Origin of the sequence: Kitasatospora sp. NPDC001261, assembly GCF_042896795.1 — a bacterium.
GTDB lineage: Bacteria > Actinomycetota > Actinomycetes > Streptomycetales > Streptomycetaceae > Kitasatospora.
In genome coordinates, this window is record NZ_JBIAXP010000049.1 from 1 (window position 1) to 17664 (window position 17664).

The window sequence follows — 17664 nt, forward strand, 5'->3', positions numbered from 1 at the left end:
AAGGAACGGACGCTTCCTTCGGACCGCCTTCCAGCGGACCCTCCGGGCTTCGTTCTTTCGTGTTTCCAGCTTATCAGATGTTTTCCGCTCCGTTTTCCGGAGTTTCATTCATCCGATTTGCTTTCACCTTTCGGCGCTCCCGAACTCTATCAGAGTCTTTCGGTCCGTTTTCCCCGGTCGTTCTCGAATTCGAATCCGAATTCGAGCCCGTTTCCGAGGGGCCGTCCCGTGGGGCAACCCGGAGAACATTACGCACCGGGTCGCCCCACGTCAAACCGGCCTCAGCCGGTCTTGAGCGAGCCTCAGACCTCGACGACGACCGGCAGGATCATCGGCCGGCGGCGGTAGTTGTCCGCGACCCACTTGCCGATGGTCCGGCGGACCAGCTGCTGCACCTGGCGGGGCTCCAGCACGCCGTCGCTCGCCGAGCGGTCCAGGCCCTCCTGGAGCTTGGCGACGACCGGGCCGAAGGCGTTGTCGTCGATGCCGGAGCCGCGGGCCTGGATGGTCGGGCCGCCGACGATCTTGCCGTTGGTCGAGTCGACCGCGACGAAGACCGAGATGAAGCCCTCCTCGCCGAGGATCTTGCGGTCCTTGAGCGAGGCCTCGGTGATGTCGCCGACCGAGGAGCCGTCCACGTAGACGTACCCGGCCTGCACCTTGCCGACGATCCGGGCGACGCCCTTCTCCAGGTCGACGCAGACGCCGTCCTCCGCGATGACCACGCGGTTGCGCGGCACCCCGGTGGCGATGCCCAGCTCGGCGGCCGCGCGCAGGTGGCGCCACTCGCCGTGGACCGGCATCAGGTTGCGCGGCTTGCAGATGTTGAAGAAGTAGAGCAGCTCGCCGGCCGAGGCGTGGCCGGAGACGTGCACCTTGGCGTTGCCCTTGTGCACGACCTTGGCGCCCCAGCGGGTCAGGCCGTTGATCACCCGGTAGACCGCGTTCTCGTTGCCCGGGATGAGCGAGGAGGCCAGGACGACGGTGTCGCCCTCGACGATGCGGATCTGGTGGTCGCGGTTGGCCATCCGGGACAGCGCCGCCATCGGCTCGCCCTGCGAACCGGTGCAGATCAGCACGACCTCCTTGTCCGGCAGGTCGTCCAGCTGCTTGACGTCCACGACCATGTTGCCGGGGACCTTCAGGTAGCCGAGGTCGCGGGCGATGCCCATGTTGCGGACCATCGAGCGGCCGACGAAGGCGACCTTGCGCTTGTACTCGTGCGCGGCGTCCAGCACCTGCTGGATGCGGTGCACGTGGCTCGCGAAGGAGGCCACGATGATGCGCTTGTCGGCGTTCGCGAAGACGTTGCGCAGCGCCGCCGAGATGTCCCGCTCGTGCGGGATGAAGCCGGGGACCTCGGCGTTGGTGGAGTCCACCAGCAGCAGGTCCATGCCCTCCTCCGCCAGCTTGGCGAAGGTCGGCAGGTCGGTCAGGCGACCGTCCAGCGGGAGCTGGTCCATCTTGAAGTCACCGGTGGCCACGACCATGCCGGCGGGGGTGCGGACCGCGACCGCCAGGGCGTCCGGGATGGAGTGGTTGACGGCGATGAACTCGCAGTCGAAGGGGCCGATGCGCTCGCGCTCGCCCTCCTTGACCTCCAGCACGTACGGCCGGATGCGGTGCTCGGCGAGCTTGGCCTCGATCAGGGCGAGGGTCAGCTTGGAGCCGATCAGCGGGATGTCCGGGTTCTCCCGCAGGAGGAAGGGGACGGCGCCGATGTGGTCCTCGTGCCCGTGGGTGAGGACGATGCCGTCGACCTTGTCGAGACGGTCCCGGATGTAGCTGAAGTCCGGGAGGATCAGGTCCACGCCGGGCTGCTCGTCCTCGGGGAAGAGGACGCCGCAGTCGATGATCAGGATGCGGTCGCCGTACTCGAGGACCGTCATGTTGCGGCCGATCTCGCCGAGGCCGCCGAGCGGAGTGATGCGGAGGGCGCCCTCCTTCAGTGCCGGGGGCGCGCCGAGCTCGGGGTGCGGGTGGCTCAAAAGACTCTCCTCACGACGCGCGCCATATGTCCGGGGTCCTCCCCCTGGAGACATATGGCGCGCGTACTCAGTGTCGTTTTCCTACTGGGTCTGTGCTCTCGCGCCTACGGTCCGGTCCAGCGGCGGACCCGGGGAGGTCCGGCGAGCCGGGGGCGCGCACGTCCGTGTCTGCTAAAGGTGTACCCCGCCGGAGGCGAGATCCTGCTTCAACCGCTCGATCTCCTCGGGCGTCGCTCCGACCAGCGGGAGTCGCAGCGGGCCGGCGGGCAGGCCCTGGAGTTCCAGCGCGGCCTTGGCGAGGATCACGCCCTGGGTGCGGAACATACCGCTGAACACCGGCAGCAGGCGCTGGTGGATGCTCGTGGCCTTGACCACATCGCCCGCCAGGAAGGCCTCGACCATCGCCCGCAGGTCCGCCGCCACCACGTGCCCGACGACGCTGACCACGCCGACGGCTCCGACGGACAGCAGCGGCAGGTTGAGGATGTCGTCGCCGGAGTACCAGGCGAGGTCGGCGCGGGCGATGGCCCAGGCCGCGGCGCCGAGGTCGCCCTTGGCGTCCTTGTTGGCGACGATCCGCGGGTGCTCGCCGAGGCGGACCAGCGTCTCGTGGCTCAGCGCGACCCCGCTGCGGCCCGGGATGTCGTACGCCATGACCGGCAGGCCGGTGGCATCGGCGACCTCGGTGAAGTGCCGGTACAGGCCCTCCTGCGGGGGCTTGTTGTAGTACGGCGTGACGACCAGCAGGCCGTGCGCCCCGGCCGCCTCGGCCTGGCGGGCCAGCTCCACGCTGTGGTGGGTGTCGTTGGTGCCGACGCCGGCCACCACGTGGGCGCGGTCCCCGACCGCCTCGACCACGGCGCGGACCAGCTGGGCCTTCTCGGCGTCGCTGGTGGTCGGGGACTCACCGGTGGTGCCGTTGACGACGAGGCCGTCGTTGCCGGAGTCCACGAGGTGCGTGGCGAGGCGCTGGGCGCCGTCGAGGTCGAGCGCGCCGTCGGCGGTGAACGGGGTGACCATGGCGGTCAGGACCCGGCCGAACGGCGTCTGGGGGGTGGAGGTCGGAGCCATGCGTCCAAAGCTACTCGTAGGCGGTGGGGCGGTACCCATGCCGGTCCGGTGTTCGGACAGGTGCAGCGTGTCGGTGGCGCGGACGTGGGATTCCGGTGCTGCCCGCTCGGGGGTTCGGGCAGCACCGGAATCCGTGTTCACGAATGTAGGGAGCGGCTAGAAAAGCCGCAATCCAGACATGCCAGACACTCTGCCCGTATGCCTGTCGTCCCAGGTCAGGGGGCGACCCGGCCGTGCTTCTCGAAGGCCGCATGGGTGAGCGGCATGAGCCGGGCCCACTGCTCCTCCATCTGCTCGGCGACCATCTCGATCTCGCGCTGCGGGAAGGACGGCACCGCCGAGTTCTCCCGCCGGGTGCGCAGCGACAGGAAGTGCATCAGCGAACGCGAGTTGCAGGTCGCGTACATCGAGGAGAACAGGCCCACCGGCAGCACCGCGCGGGCCACCTCGCGGGCCACCCCGGCGGCCAGCATCTCCTGGTAGCGGGCGTAGGACTCGACGTACGCGGCCTCCATCGCCGCAGTCGTGGTCCGGTGCTGCTCCGGCGTGCCCTCGTGGAACTCGTACTTGCCGGGGCGGCCCTCCTGGACCAGCTTGCGCTCCTCGCCCGGGACGTAGAAGACCGGCTGGAGCTCGCGGTAGCGGCCGGACTCCTCGTTGTACGACCAGCCGCTGCGGTGCCGGTGGAACTCCCGGAACACGAAGATCGGCGCGCTGATGAAGAAGGTCATCGAGTTGTGCTCGAAGGGCGTGCCGTGCCGGTCGCGCATCAGGAAGTTGATCAGGCCCTTGGACTTCTCCGGGTCCTGCTGGAGGGCCTCCAGGGACTGCTCGCCCGCGGTCGAGACCCGGGCCGCCCAGATGACGTCCGAGTCGGCGGCGGCGCTGCGGACCAGCTCCACCGTCACGTCGCTGCGGAAGCTGGGGGCCGTCGGTTCGTCGCTCACGCGTTACTCCTTGCGGGTTCGGTGCTGTGCAGCTTGATGGCGTGCTGCATGGTCTTGCGGGCGCGCGGGGTGTCGCCGGCGTCGGCGTAGGCCACGGCGAGGCGGAACCAGACCCGCCAGTCGCCCGGCGCGTCCTGTGCCTCGGCCTGACGGCGGGCGAACACCGCGTCGGCCGAGGCCCGGTCGATCCGCCCGCCCTTGCTGCGCTCCAGCTCGTCCACCGGCAGGCCGCCCTCGGCCTCCAGCTCGCGGGCCAGCCGCTCGCTGTCCCGGCCGAAGCGGACGGTCTGGCGCAGGAACCAGACCCCGATCACCGGGATCACGAAGGCGCAGACCCCGATGCCGATGCCGAGCGGCTTGCCGGTGGCGATCAGCTGGACGCCCTCGCCCACGCAGACCAGGGCGACCAGCAGCAGCACGCCGGACAGGACGAAGAAACCGGTACGGGAGGTCATCGGGCCCCTCCGGGGATCAATACGGTCCGGTTCGGCGTGCTCTGGTACGGCACGGTCTGGTTCGACACTGTCACAGGTCCAGGAAGTGTTCGAGGCCGAAGGTCAGCCCCGGCGTCCCGACGACCTTGCGCACGCCCAGCAGGATGCCCGGCATGAAGCTGCTGTGGTGCAGCGAGTCGTGCCGGATGGTGAGCGTCTCGCCGGTGTCGCCGAACATCACCTGCTGGTGCGCGAGCAGGCCGCGCAGCCGCACCGCGTGCACCGGCACCCCGTCCACGTCGGCGCCGCGCGCGCCGGGCAGGCTGTGGGTGGTCGGGTCCTGCTGCGGCGGCCGGCCGGCCTCGGCCCGGGCGGCGGCGATCAGCTGGGCGGTGCGGGTGGCCGTGCCGCTGGGGGCGTCGGCCTTGCGGTCGTGGTGCAGCTCGACCACCTCGACCGACTCGAAGTACCGGGCGGCGATCTGGGAGAACTTCATGCCGAGGATGGCGCCGATGGAGAAGTTCGGCGCGATCAGCAGGCCGAGCTCCGGGGCCTCGTCCAGCCAGCCGCGGACGGTGGCGAGCCGCTCGTCCGTCCAGCCGGTGGTGCCGGTGACCACGTGGATGCCGTGGTGCAGGCAGAAGTCCAGGTTGCCCATCACCGAGTCGGGGTGGGTCAGCTCGACGACCGCCTGGGCGCCGGCCTCGGTCAGCTCCTCCAGGTTCGACCCGCGGCCGAGGGTGGCGACCAGCTCCAGGTCCGGCGCGGCCTCCACGGCCTTGACCGCCTCGGAGCCGATCCGTCCCCTGGCGCCGATCACGGCGACACGCAGCGTCATGGCAAAAGTTCCTCTCACCTGGGATTCAGCGGATCCGGAAAAGCGGATCAGACCAGCAGATCGGCGAGCTTGGCGGCCCGCTTGTCGTTGACCGGGCCGATCAGGGCGAGCGACGGCCGGTACGCGCCCAGCACATCACGGGCCACCGCGTGGACGTCCTCCAGGGTCACCGCTGCGATGCGCTCCAGCATCTCGTTCACCGACAGGTGGTGCCCGTAGCTGAGCTCGGCCTTGCCGATCCGGTTCATCAGCGAGCCGGTGTCCTCCATGCCGAGCACGGTGGAGCCGGAGATCTGGCCGATCGCCCGGCCCAGCTCCTCCTCGGTGATGCCCTCCTCGACCACCTTGGCCAGCTCGGCGCGGCAGATCCGCAGCACCTCCTCGACCCGCTTGGGCTGGCAGCCGGCGTAGATGCCGAACAGGCCGCTGTCCGCGTAGGACGAGGAGTACGAGTAGACCGAGTACGCCAGGCCCCGCTTCTCGCGGACCTCCTGGAACAGCCGGGAGCTCATCCCGCCGCCGAGGGCCGCGTTGAGCACGCCCATCGCCCAGCGGCGCTCGTCGTGCCGGGGCACCCCGGGCACGCCCAGCACCAGGTGGGCCTGCTCGGTGGAGCGGTTGAGCACCTCGACCCGGCCGGCCGTGCGCAGCGCCTTGACGCCGCGGCGGGCCTCGGCCGGCGCCGCGGTGGACGCCGCCAGCAGCGGCGCGAAGGCCTGCTCGACCTGCTTGACCACCTTGCGGTGGTCGAGGTTGCCGGCCGCGGCGACGACCAGCTGCTCGGGCCGGTAGCGGCGGCGGTAGAAGCCGGCGATCTGGTCCCGGGTGAGCGTCCTGATGGTCTCCTGGGTGCCGAGGATCGGGCGGCCGAGCGGGCCGCTGCCGAAGATCACCTTGGCGAACAGGTCGTGCACCACGTCGCCCGGGTCGTCCTCGGCCATCGCCATCTCCTCGAGGATGACGCCGCGCTCGGACTCCACGTCCTCGGTGCGGATCAGCGAGCCGGTGAGCATGTCGCAGACCACGTCGATGGCCAGCGGCAGGTCGGTGTCCAGGACCCGGGCGTAGTAGCAGGTGTTCTCCTTCGCGGTGAAGGCGTTCATCTCGCCGCCGACCGCGTCCAGGGCCGCCGAGATGTCCAGCGCGCTGCGCCGCTCGGTGCCCTTGAAGAGCAGGTGCTCCAGGTAGTGGGTGGCGCCGTTGAGCTGCGGGGTCTCGTCCCGCGAGCCGACGCCGACCCAGATGCCGAAGGTCGCGGAGCGCACCGTCGGCAGGGTCTCGGTGACGACCCGAAGGCCGCCGGGGAGCACGGTGCGGCGCACCGTGCCGGCGCCGTCGACGCCCTTGAGCAGGGTCCGGGTCGTGCCGGGACGCTGCGTTACCGCCGGGGCCTGCGCCACGGGGGGTACCTCCAGAGGAAACGCACGTGCGGATGGGCACGTACGGACGAACGCGTGGACAACGGGGTGCGGCCCGCACGCCGTGAGGCGTACGGGCCGCGGGGGTCAGCTAGCGGCGCTTCACTCGGAAGCGGCCTCGCCGCCCTCCTCGCCCTCGATGACCGGGATCAGGGAGAGCTTGCCGCGCGGGTCGATCTCGGCGATCTCGACCTGGACCTTGGCGCCGACGCCGAGGACGTCCTCGACGTTCTCGACGCGCTTGCCGCCGGCCAGCTTGCGGATCTGCGAGATGTGCAGCAGGCCGTCCTTGCCCGGCATCAGCGACACGAACGCGCCGAACGTCGTGGTCTTGACCACGGTGCCCAGGTAGCGCTCGCCGACCTCCGGCATGGTCGGGTTGGCGATCTGGTTGATCGTGGTGCGGGCGGCCTCGGCGGCCGGGCCGTCGGCGGCACCGATGTAGATGGTGCCGTCGTCCTCGATCGTGATCTCGGCGCCGGTGTCCTCCTGGATCTGGTTGATCATCTTGCCCTTGGGGCCGATGACCTCACCGATCTTGTCCACCGGGATCTTGATGGTGATGATGCGCGGCGCGTTCGGGGACATCTCGTCGGGCGAGTCGATGGCCTCGTTCATCACGTCGAGGATGTGCAGGCGGGCGTCCTTGGCCTGCTTCAGCGCGGCGGCGAGCACCGACGCCGGGATGCCGTTCAGCTTGGTGTCCAGCTGGAGGGCGGTGATGAAGTTGCGGGTACCGGCGACCTTGAAGTCCATGTCGCCGTACGCGTCCTCGGCGCCGAGGATGTCGGTCAGCGTGACGTAGTGGGTCTCGCCGTCGATCTCCTGGGAGATCAGGCCCATCGCGATACCGGCGACGGCGGCCTTCAGCGGCACACCGGCGTTCAGCAGCGACATGGTCGAGGCGCAGACCGAGCCCATCGAGGTGGAGCCGTTGGAGCTCAGCGCCTCGGAGACCTGGCGGATGGCGTACGGGAACTCCTCGCGGGTCGGCAGCACCGGCAGCAGGGCGCGCTCGGCCAACGCGCCGTGGCCGATCTCGCGGCGCTTGGGCGAGCCCACGCGGCCGGTCTCACCGACGGAGTACGGCGGGAAGTTGTAGTTGTGCATGTAGCGGCGGCGCGTCTCCGGGGAGAGCGTGTCCAGCTGCTGCTCCATGCGCAGCATGTTCAGCGTGGTGACGCCCAGGATCTGGGTCTCGCCACGCTCGAACAGGGCCGAGCCGTGCACCCGCGGGATGGCCTCGACCTCGGCGGCCAGGGTGCGGATGTCGGTGACGCCGCGGCCGTCGATGCGGACCTTGTCCTTGATGACGCGCTCGCGGACGACCTTCTTGGTCAGCGCGTTGTAGGCGGCGCTGATCTCCTTCTCGCGGCCCTCGAACTCGGGCAGCAGCTTCTCGGCGGCCAGCGCCTTGACGCGGTCCAGCTCGTTGTTGCGCTCCTGCTTGCCGGCGATGGTCAGCGCCTGGGCGAGCTCGTCCTTGACGGCGGCGGACAGCGCGGCGAGGACGTCGTCCTGGTAGTCCAGGAAGACCGGGAACTCGCCGGTCGGCTTGGCGGCCTGGGCGGCCAGCTGCGACTGCGCGGCGCACAGGACCTTGATGAACGGCTTCGCGGCGTCCAGGCCCGAGGCGACGATCTCCTCGGTCGGCGCCTCGGCGCCGCCCTCGACGAGCTTGATGGTCTTGTCGGTGGCCTCGGCCTCGACCATCATGATCGCGACGTCGCCGTCCGGCAGGACGCGACCGGCGACGACCATGTCGAAGACGGCCGACTCCAGCTCGCTGTGGGTCGGGAAGGCGACCCACTGGCCGTTGATCAGCGCGACGCGGACGCCACCGATCGGGCCGGAGAACGGCAGGCCCGCCAGCTGGGTGGAGGCGGAGGCGGCGTTGATCGCGACCACGTCGTACAGGTGGTCGGGGTTGAGCGCCATCACGGTGACGACGACCTGGACCTCGTTGCGCAGGCCCTTGACGAAGGACGGGCGCAGCGGGCGGTCGATCAGGCGGCAGGTGAGGATCGCGTCCTCGGAGGGCCGGCCCTCGCGACGGAAGAACGAGCCGGGGATGCGGCCCGCGGCGTACATCCGCTCCTCGACGTCCACGGTCAGCGGGAAGAAGTCGAAGTGCTCCTTCGGCTGCTTGGACGCGCTGGTGGCCGACAGCACCATGGTGTCGTCGTCCAGGTAGGCCACGGCGGAGCCGGCGGCCTGACGGGCCAGACGGCCGGTCTCGAAGCGGATGGTACGGGTGCCGAAGGAACCGTTGTCGATCACGGCCTCGGCGTAGAACACGTTCTCTTCCACCTGGAAGATCTCCTCTTTCGTACGTCTCCGGGAGAGCGTCCCCGCGTACTGCCTGCGGTGGGCCCCGGGCCCTCCTCGGGGAGGGCGGCAGTCGGGCCGGTCTTCGATCGAAGCCTCCGGAGTGCCCCGCTCGGTCTGCGGGGGTTCCGACGGCCACTACCGAGGACCGGCGCCTCACGGCTGCCGGGCCCGGAAGGGCGGTCCGCGTCTGGACGCTCTCTCGGATGCGGGCGGCTTCCGTTTGAAGCCTTCGTCCCGCGGGGGGGTTGGGTCCTTCTGCCCGGGTGGCGCGCTGGTGCGCCATCACCCGGCATGCCCACAACCCTACGGTGCAATCCTCGGCCACCTGGGGAGGTGCGCGCGAGTTGTTATCTGCGGGCGCCGCGGCTCAACGGCCGCGGCATACGCGCGAGGGGCGGCTCCCCGGTGTGGGGAGCCGCCCCCGAGCGGCGGTCTTAGCGGGCGCCACCGGCGGCACCGCGGCGGATGCCCAGGCGGTCGACGAGCGTACGGAAGCGCTCGATGTCCTTCTTGGCCAGGTACTGCAGCAGGCGGCGGCGCTGGCCGACCAGGATCAGCAGGCCACGACGCGAGTGGTGGTCGTGCTTGTGGGTCTTGAGGTGCTCGGTCAGGTCCGAGATACGACGGGAGAGCATGGCCACCTGGACCTCGGGGGAACCGGTGTCGCCCTCCTTCTGGCCGAACTCGGCGAAGATCTGCTTCTTGACGTCAGAGGCGAGAGCCACTGCAACTCCTTCAGGGTCTACCGAGCGGTCCTGGTCGACAACACAGGACTCATCGAGAACTCGGTGTCGCGGGCGCGGCCGGCGGTCGTCGGCCCACGGGGGGCGGACACACGGCTGCGCTCGAAGGCCAAGCGTACCAGTGCCGCCCACCCGGCCGTTCGGCGGTCGGGCGGGCGGCTCCGGGGCCGGTTCCGGGGCCTCCGCGGGCGGCTCCGGGGGGCCTGCGGTCAGCTGGTGGCGCCGCGGACCAGCCGGTAGACGTCCAGGACGGCGAGCGCCAGCGGGACGAGCGAGATCAGGGTGAGGCTGTCCACCAGGTCCAGGATGCGCCCCCAGAACGGGGAGACCCCGAGCCGCGGCACCACCAGGGCGATCGCGGTGAGCAGCGCGGCGCCGAAGGCGATCGAGGCGGTCAGCCAGATCGTGCGCAGGTCGAGTTCGGTGGTGGAGCCGGCCGCCCGCAGGAAGAACTGCGGGGTGTGCAGGGACAGCCCGACGATCAGCAGGCTCAGGCCGAGCAGGCCGGCCACGGTGAGGCTGAGCACCTGCGCGGTGTAGCGGAACAGCCGGGCGCGCAGCATGGTGGTCAGGCCCAGGGCGAGCGCGAGCACCTCGGGGAAGGTCTCGTCGGTGAAGCCGAGGACGGCGCAGGCGCCGACCACGACCGCGGCGCAGCCGCCGACCAGGCCGACCAGCACCTCGTGCCCGCGGCGGGCCTGGTGCGCGATCCGCTCGTACTGGACGGCCTCGGCGCGCTCGGCCTCCTCGTCGTAGTCGCGGCTGCGGGTGCGGGTCTGGCCGGGGGCGCTGAAGCCGACCGGCAGCCGGGCGAACCGGGCGGAGAGGCTGGGCAGGAAGCCGACCACGGCGACGGCGGCGACGCCGGTGACGGCGGCGATGTGCCCGGCCGGGGTCTCCGGCAGCAGGACGGCCGCGAAGGTGGCGAGCGCGCCGGCGGTGGAGACCAGGGCGGCGGCGACGAACACCGCGTCCTTCTCCGGCAGCAGGCCGGCCAGCAGTACGGAGACCACCAGGGCGGCGACGCAGCCGACCAGGAACTGGAGCCGGCCGGGGCCGTCCCCGAGGTGGGCGACGGCGATCACGCCGCTGCCGCCGATCATGGCGTGCGGCAGCGCGCCGAGGCCGAGCGCGACGGCCGCGTGGGCGTCCTGGTAGACCCGGGCGCGGACCCCGGCGAGCGCGGTGAGCACGACGGCGGTGACGCCGGCCAGCACGCCGGGCAGGCCGTGCATGTCGTGGCGCAGGTCGGAGAACCAGAGCGCGAAGCCGAGCAGGGTGAGCAGCACCCCGGCGCCGATCAGGCCGAAGCCGCGCATCAGCTCGGCGGTCCAGAACCGGCGGTCGGCCTCGACGGCGCTGGCGATCGCGTCGGCGACGTCGTCGTAGACGGCCGGCGGGAGCGACTCGGCGAAGGGGCGCAGCGCCAGCAGGTCGCCGTCGCGGACCTGCTGGGCGGCCAGCGGCAGCCCGCTGTCGAGCACCGTGCCGTCCCGGCGGACCAGGTGGAAGCCGGTGGGGGTGCCGTCGGGCTGGCTCTGGTTGGCCAGCCGCAGCACCTCGGGGTAGACGTCCGCGAGCGGGACGTCCTCGGGCAGGGCGACGTCGATCCGGCGGTCCGGGGCGACGACGGTCACCCGGCAGTAGCCGGTGGCGGCCGCAGTGCTCACGCTCCCACCCCGCTTCGCCCGGCAGGCGCTCCGCCCACTGCGCGGTGTTCGATGATGAGCTCGCTCCGCTCACTCATGCCCGCACCTCGATCCTTCGACGCACGTGGCGCTCCCCCTTGTTGACGGTGCCGAGGCCCGGCGGCGCTCGGTGTTGCTGTGGAACCGGCCCGACCGGGCCGCGAGTTGGCGCGGCGTTACCCTACCCGTTCGGTTCGTGTCCGGTGCCGGTGCGTGCCGGGCCCTGGCGGGCGGTGCGGGGGCGACCGTTAGGATCGGCGCCTGCGCAGAGGTACGGGGGCTGCGCTGGGTGGGGCGTCCCCAGTCACCGGATTCCCGTACGGAGCGTGCGCAAGTCACGTGAGGGCTGATGCCGAAGTGATCGATCGACGCCGCGGGGTGGATGACACATGGGTGTGATCACGGTCAAGCGACCGGCCAGGGCGTATCCGCCCACCGTGCCGGACGAACCGGTGGAGCTGGTGAGCCCGCCCGAACTGCCCCGGCAGGGCGGCGAGGACTGGCTGATGAGCATCCTGCCGATGCTGGGCATGGGCGGATCGGCGGTGTTCTTCTTCTCGCCGGGGGCCGCCGCACCCATGAAGATCATGGGCGGTCTGATGATCGCCTCGACGGTCGGCATGGTGCTGGCGCAGATCGTCCGGGCCCGCAAGGGCGGCTCGACCGCGATGGCGGACGAGCGGCGCGACTACCTGAAGTACCTCCAGCAGACCCGCCGCCAGGTGCGCCGCACGGCGGAGCGCCAGCGCGGCGCGCTGCTGTTCCTGAACCCGGCCCCGGACCAGCTCTGGTCGATCGTCGAGGACGGCCGCCGGCTGTGGGAACGGCGCACCGGGGACGGCGACTTCGCGCAGATCCGGGTGGGCCTCGGGCCGGTGCAGCTGTCCACGCCGCTGGTGGCGCCGCAGACCGCGCCGATGGACGAGCTGGAGCCGCTGTCGGCGGCCGCGATGCACTCCTTCCTGAAGGCGCACGGCACCCTCCAGGACCTGCCGCTGGCGGTCTCGCTGCGGGCGTTCTACCACATCACGGTGTGCGGGGACCCGGACTCGGTGTACGGGAACGTGCGCGCGATGATCGCCCAACTGACCACCCTGCACTCGCCGGACGACCTGATGGTGGCGGTCGCGGCCGCGCCCGGCGCGGCCGAGGAGTGGGAGTGGACCAAGTGGCTCCCGCACAACCAGCACCGCAAGGAGGCCGACGGCGCGGGCTCGCGCCGGCTGTTCGCCGCCGACCTGGGCGACCTGGAGTACCTGCTCCAGGACGAGCTGGCCGGCCGCCAGCGCTTCGTGCGGGAGGTGGCCCCGCCGGCCGACCAGCCGCACCTGGTGGTCGTCATGGACGGCGCCGGGGTGCCGCACGACTCGCTGCTGGCGAGCCCGGAGGGCGTGCAGGGCGTGACGGTCATCGAGGTGGTGCCGGGCGAGGTCGACGAGCCCAGCGGGCACCTGATGGTGACGGTCAACGCCGAGGAGCTGGTGCTCCGCTCGGCCTCCGGCGCGACGTACACCGGCAAGCCGGACCTGCTCTCGGTGTGGCAGTCCGAGGCGCTGGCGCGGCAGTTGGCGCCGTACCGGATCTCGGCCGGCGGGGACGACGAGCCGCTGCTGTCCAACCTCGACTTCACCGACATGATGAGCTCGGGCGACCCGGGCTCCTTCGACGTGGCCCGCAGCTGGCGCCCGCGCGCCCAGCACGAGCGGATGCGGGTGCCGATCGGTGTCGGCGCCAACGGCGAGCACGTCTACCTGGACATCAAGGAGGCCGCGCTGGAGGGCATGGGCCCGCACGGCCTGTGCGTCGGCGCGACCGGTTCCGGCAAGTCGGAGCTGCTGCGCACGCTGGTGCTGGCGCTGGCGATGACCCACTCCTCGGAGATCCTGAACTTCGTCCTCGCCGACTTCAAGGGCGGTGCGACCTTCTCCGGCATGGCGGACATGCCGCACACCTCCGCGGTGATCACCAACCTGGAGGGCGAGCTCACCCTGGTCGACCGCATGCGCGACGCGATCGAGGGCGAGCTGCACCGCCGCCAGGAGCTGCTGCGCTCGGCGGGCAACTACGCCAACATCCACGAGTACGAGCGGGCCCGGGCGGCCGGCGCGGCGCTGGACCCGCTGCCCTCACTGGTGCTGATCATCGACGAGTTCTCCGAACTCCTCAGCGCCAAGCCCGACTTCATCGAGATGTTCATCCAGATCGGCCGGATCGGCCGCTCGCTGGGCGTGCACCTGCTGCTGGCCTCGCAGCGCCTGGAGGAGGGCAAGCTGCGCGGCCTGGACACCTACCTGTCGTACCGGATCGGTCTGCGCACCTTCTCGGCCGCGGAGTCCCGGGCGGCGATCGGCGTGCCGGACGCGTACCACCTGCCGCCGGTGCCGGGTGTCGGCTACCTGAAGTTCGGCGAGGACGTGATGGACCGGTTCAAGGCCGCCTACGTCTCGGGGCCGTACCGGGCGCCGGGGCAGCAGCGGTCGACCGGCGGGCGGCGGGTCGACACCCGCCCGGTGGAGTTCACCGCCGCCTTCGTGGACCTCCCGGACCCGGTGGAGGTGGAGGTCGTCCCGCAGGCCCCGGAGCAGGACGACGCGCTGGTGGACACCGTCCTGGACGTCTTCGTCCAGCGGATGGCCGGCCAGGGCCCGGCCGCGCACCAGGTGTGGCTGCCGCCGCTGGAGGAGGCGCCGAGCATGGACCACCTGCTGCCGCCGCTGCAGGTCGTGCCGGAGCGCGGGCTGACCGCGCCCGGCTACCCGGCGGGCCGGCTGCGGGCGCCGATCGGCATCGTCGACCGGCCGCGCGAGCAGAAGACGGACATCCTGGAGGTCGACTACGCGGGGGCGGCCGGCCACGGTCTGATCGTGGGCGGCCCGCGCTCCGGCAAGTCGACCGTGGTGCGCACCATGGTGGCCTCGTTCGGCCTCACCCACACCCCGCTGGAGGTGCAGTTCTACCTGCTCGACTTCGGCGCGGGCAGCTTCCAGTCGCTGGGCGGGCTGCCGCACGTCGGCGGGGTGGCCGGGCGCCTGGACGTGGACAAGGTGCGCCGGATGGTCTCCGAGGTGCACGGGGTGCTCAACCGGCGCGAGGAGCTGTTCCGGGCCGCCGGGATCGACACCATCGCCACCTACCGGGCCCGCCGGGCGGCCGGCCGGCTGCCGGACGAGGCCTTCGGCGACGTCTTCCTGGTGATCGACGGCTGGAACACCTTCAAGCAGGAGTTCGAGGGCCTGGAGCCGGTCATCGGCGACATCGCCCAGCGCGGCCTCGGCTACGGCGTGCACCTGGTGATCACCGCGGCCCGGTACGCCGAGGTGCGCCCGGCCCTGAAGGACCTGCTGCAGAACCGGACCGAGCTGAAGCTCGGTGACGCGATGGAGTCCGAGGTCGACCGCCGGGTGGCGCAGAACGTCCCGTCGCTGGCCGGGCGCGGCATCACCCCGGAGCGGCTGCACTTCCTGTCCGGCCTGCCCCGGCTGGACGGCTCCTCCTCGGTGGAGGACCTCCAGAACGGCGTGGCCGGGCTGGTCGCCGCCGTCGACGGGGCCTGGACCGGCCCGCGCGCCCCGCAGGTGCGGATGCTGCCGGCCGTCCTGGACGGCCACGCGCTGCCGAAGGGCTTCGAGCACCCGGAGCGCGGCGTCGCCTTCGGCGTGGACGAGGCGGAGCTGGCACCGGTCTTCGTCAACTTCGAGACCGACCCGCTGTTCATCGTCTTCGGCGACACCGAGTCCGGGAAGTCGGCGGTGCTGCGGATGCTGATCAAGCAGATCACCGAGCGGTACACCCCGGACCAGGCCGGCATCGTGGTCGGCGACTACCGGCGCGCGCTGCTCGGCACCGTGCCGCCGGAGTACCTGGTGGAGTACGCGGCCGCGCAGCCGGCCATGGCGGCCATCGTGGACATGCTGCGCGGCGCCTGCTCGCGCCGCCTGCCGGGCCCGGACGTGACCGCCGAGCAGCTGCGCAACCGCAGCTGGTACAGCGGCAAGGACATGTTCGTGATCGTCGACGACTACGAGCTGGTCGCGACGAGCTCGGGCAACCCGCTGGCCCCGCTGGCCGAGTTCCTGCCGTTCGCCCGCGACATCGGCCTGCGGGTGATCGTGGCCCGCAGCGCGGGCGGCGCCGGCCGCTCGCTGTACGAGCCGGTGCTGCAGCGGATGCGCGAGCTCGGCGGCCAGGGCGTGATCCTCTCCGGCAACCGGGACGAGGGCGCGCTGCTGGGGACGGTCAAGCCGCAGGCGCTGCCGCCGGGCCGCGCCGTCTTCGTGTCACGCCGCGTGACCAGCGGGCAGATGGTCCAGACGGGCTGGCTGCCGGTGGCGTAGCCGCGCCGGCCGTCACGGACGGTGAGCGAAGGGGTCGGACTCGTGGAGTCCGGCCCCTTCGGCGTCCCGGGTTCCGAAACGTTACCTAGATCTTTCCGGGCGGGGGCTGCGGTTCCCGTACCCCGCCGGGGAGTTGCCTGGCGTCTCAGGGGCACCTGGGCGTATCACCGCTCACTCGAAGTACGACCTTGGAATCGCGGTCTGCCCTCTTTGTTCACCTTCGATTCAATTGCCATGTGGCCAAAGTAACAAGTCGGACAAAGCTGGCAATGACCGAACGTGATCATCGGATCGTATGTCTATGCCGTTCACCGCAACGGATTCCGAAGCAGTTCCGGCGTTGACGCGATCAATACGCCCAAGGTTCCATGGCGGCCAGGGAGCGCCTGGAACCGGACACCGAGCAACCAGCCAGCGGAGGCGATACCGCTCCCACCCCAGCACCGCACAGAGCCGATCGGAAGCCACATGACCGACACGCTTCGCCCGCCACAGACCGTAGCCGCCCCCGCGGCCGAGGCGGCAGCGCCCCAGCAGCTCAAGCGCTCGATCGGCGTCGTGGGCGGCACCCTGCTCACGCTGTCCTGCGTCACCCCCGCCTCGACGCTCTTCGTGATCGTGCCGGAGCTGTTCTCCAGCATCGGCAGCGCCACCGCGCTGGCCATCGCGATCGGCACCGTGCTCTGCGTCGCGGTCGCGTTCTGCTACTCCGAACTCGGCACCCTGATCCCCAGCGCCGGCGGCGAGTACGCGATGGTCGGCACCCTGGCCGGGCGGCTGATGGGCTGGCTGGTCTTCGTGCTCTCCCTGATCGTGGTGATGATCGTCCCCTCGGTCATCGCCCTCGGCACCGCCGACTACCTCGCGCCCGTCCTGCACCTCGACAAGGCCATGACCGGCGCCGCCGTGATGCTGGCCGCCACCCTGGCCGGCCTGCTCGACCTGCGCGCCAACGCCTGGATCACCGGCGTCTTCCTGGTCCTGGAGGTCATCGCGGCCGGCGTGGTCTCGGTGCTCGGCTTCGCCCACACCAACAGCGACGCCCCCAGCCTGCTGCACGGCGTGGTCACCGGGGACGGCGGCGCCACCACCACGGTGAGCGTCGGCGCCATCGTCGGCGCGCTCGGCATCGCCCTGTTCATCACCCAGGGCTTCTCCACCGCCGTCTACCTGTCCGAGGAGCTGGAGAACCCGCGCCGCAACGTCTCGCGCACCGTGCTGTGGACGCTCGGCATCTCCTCCGCGATCATCCTGGTCCCGGTCGTCGCGATCACCGTGGGCGCCCCCGACCTGCAGACCCTGGCCTCCGGCGACATCTCCGGCATGGTCACCGCCTGGAGCAACTCCGCGGTCGGCACCTTCATCAGCCTCTGCGTCGCGCTGGCCATCATCAACGCCGGCATCGTCATGGTCATCCAGAACTCCCGGGTGCTGTTCGCCTCCGCCCGCGACAAGGCCTGGCCGGAGCCGGTCAACAAGGCCTTCGGCACCCTCGGCCGGTTCGGCTCGCCGTGGATCGCCACCCTGGCGGTCGGCCTGCCCGGCGCCGCGCTCTGCTTCGTCAAGGGCGAGCTGCTGAGCAACATCACCGGCGTCGCCGTCACCGGGATGTACCTGCTGGTCGCGATCGCCGCGCTGCTCTCCCGCCGCGGCCACCACAAGCACGCCTCCGCCTGGCGGATGCCGCTGTGGCCGGCCGTCCCGGTCGTGCTGATCGCCGTCCTGGTCTACGTGATGACCAAGCTGGACACCGAGCCCCTGCTGTGGACCGGCGGCATCACCGCCGCCGCCACCCTCTACTGGCTGTTCTACCTGCGCCCCCGGCAGGACACCCGCTGGGTGATCAGCCTCCCCGAGGACCAGCAGGACTGA

At 71.2% G+C, this 17664-nt stretch carries 11 protein-coding genes; 2 read left to right on the forward strand and 9 right to left on the reverse strand.

Annotation, left to right across the window (positions count from 1 at the left end):
• Window positions 1-302 precede the first annotated feature (302 nt).
• From ACFY4B_RS41105 to eccD, 9 genes are all read right to left on the reverse strand, one after another.
• Window positions 303-1988 (reverse strand): ribonuclease J, encoded by a 1686-nt coding sequence (locus ACFY4B_RS41105; RefSeq protein ID WP_117487801.1) that lies wholly within the window; start codon window positions 1986-1988, stop codon window positions 303-305.
• Between the two features lie 171 nt (window positions 1989-2159).
• The gene (gene dapA, locus ACFY4B_RS41110) at window positions 2160-3059 is read right to left on the reverse strand and encodes a 4-hydroxy-tetrahydrodipicolinate synthase (RefSeq protein WP_049651676.1); all 900 of its coding nucleotides are present in this window, start codon (window positions 3057-3059) and stop codon (window positions 2160-2162) included.
• Window positions 3060-3274: 215 nt separating this feature from the next.
• Complete coding sequence (gene thyX, locus ACFY4B_RS41115; protein WP_049651677.1) at window positions 3275-4006, reverse strand: FAD-dependent thymidylate synthase; 732 nt, start codon at window positions 4004-4006, stop codon at window positions 3275-3277.
• Window positions 4003-4461 carry a tetratricopeptide repeat protein gene (locus tag ACFY4B_RS41120; RefSeq protein WP_049651678.1) on the reverse strand — a complete coding sequence of 153 codons (459 nt, stop codon included), beginning with the start codon at window positions 4459-4461 and terminating at the stop codon, window positions 4003-4005. The genes thyX and ACFY4B_RS41120 overlap by 4 nt, the downstream gene beginning before the upstream one ends.
• Window positions 4462-4531: 70 nt before the next feature.
• A complete protein-coding gene (dapB, locus tag ACFY4B_RS41125; protein WP_117487805.1) occupies window positions 4532-5278 on the reverse strand; it encodes a 4-hydroxy-tetrahydrodipicolinate reductase in 747 nt (248 codons plus the stop codon).
• Between the two features lie 47 nt (window positions 5279-5325).
• Window positions 5326-6678 carry a pitrilysin family protein gene (locus ACFY4B_RS41130; RefSeq protein ID WP_234348371.1) on the reverse strand — a complete coding sequence of 451 codons (1353 nt, stop codon included), beginning with the start codon at window positions 6676-6678 and terminating at the stop codon, window positions 5326-5328.
• A 120-nt stretch (window positions 6679-6798) separates the two neighbouring features.
• Window positions 6799-9006 carry a polyribonucleotide nucleotidyltransferase gene (locus ACFY4B_RS41135; RefSeq protein WP_049651681.1) on the reverse strand — a complete coding sequence of 736 codons (2208 nt, stop codon included), beginning with the start codon at window positions 9004-9006 and terminating at the stop codon, window positions 6799-6801.
• Window positions 9007-9461: 455 nt separating this feature from the next.
• Complete coding sequence (gene rpsO / locus ACFY4B_RS41140) at window positions 9462-9752, reverse strand: 30S ribosomal protein S15 (RefSeq protein WP_031072625.1); 291 nt, start codon at window positions 9750-9752, stop codon at window positions 9462-9464.
• A 227-nt stretch (window positions 9753-9979) separates the two neighbouring features.
• Complete coding sequence (gene eccD, locus ACFY4B_RS41145; protein WP_049651682.1) at window positions 9980-11440, reverse strand: type VII secretion integral membrane protein EccD; 1461 nt, start codon at window positions 11438-11440, stop codon at window positions 9980-9982.
• 407 nt (window positions 11441-11847) lie between these two features.
• Here eccD and eccCa point away from each other — a divergent pair, with 407 nt between their 5' ends.
• Complete coding sequence (gene eccCa, locus ACFY4B_RS41150) at window positions 11848-15792, forward strand: type VII secretion protein EccCa (RefSeq protein ID WP_049651683.1); 3945 nt, start codon at window positions 11848-11850, stop codon at window positions 15790-15792.
• A 468-nt stretch (window positions 15793-16260) separates the two neighbouring features.
• Window positions 16261-17664: an APC family permease gene (locus ACFY4B_RS41155; protein ID WP_049651684.1), complete on the forward strand. Its 1404-nt coding sequence runs from the start codon at window positions 16261-16263 to the stop codon at window positions 17662-17664.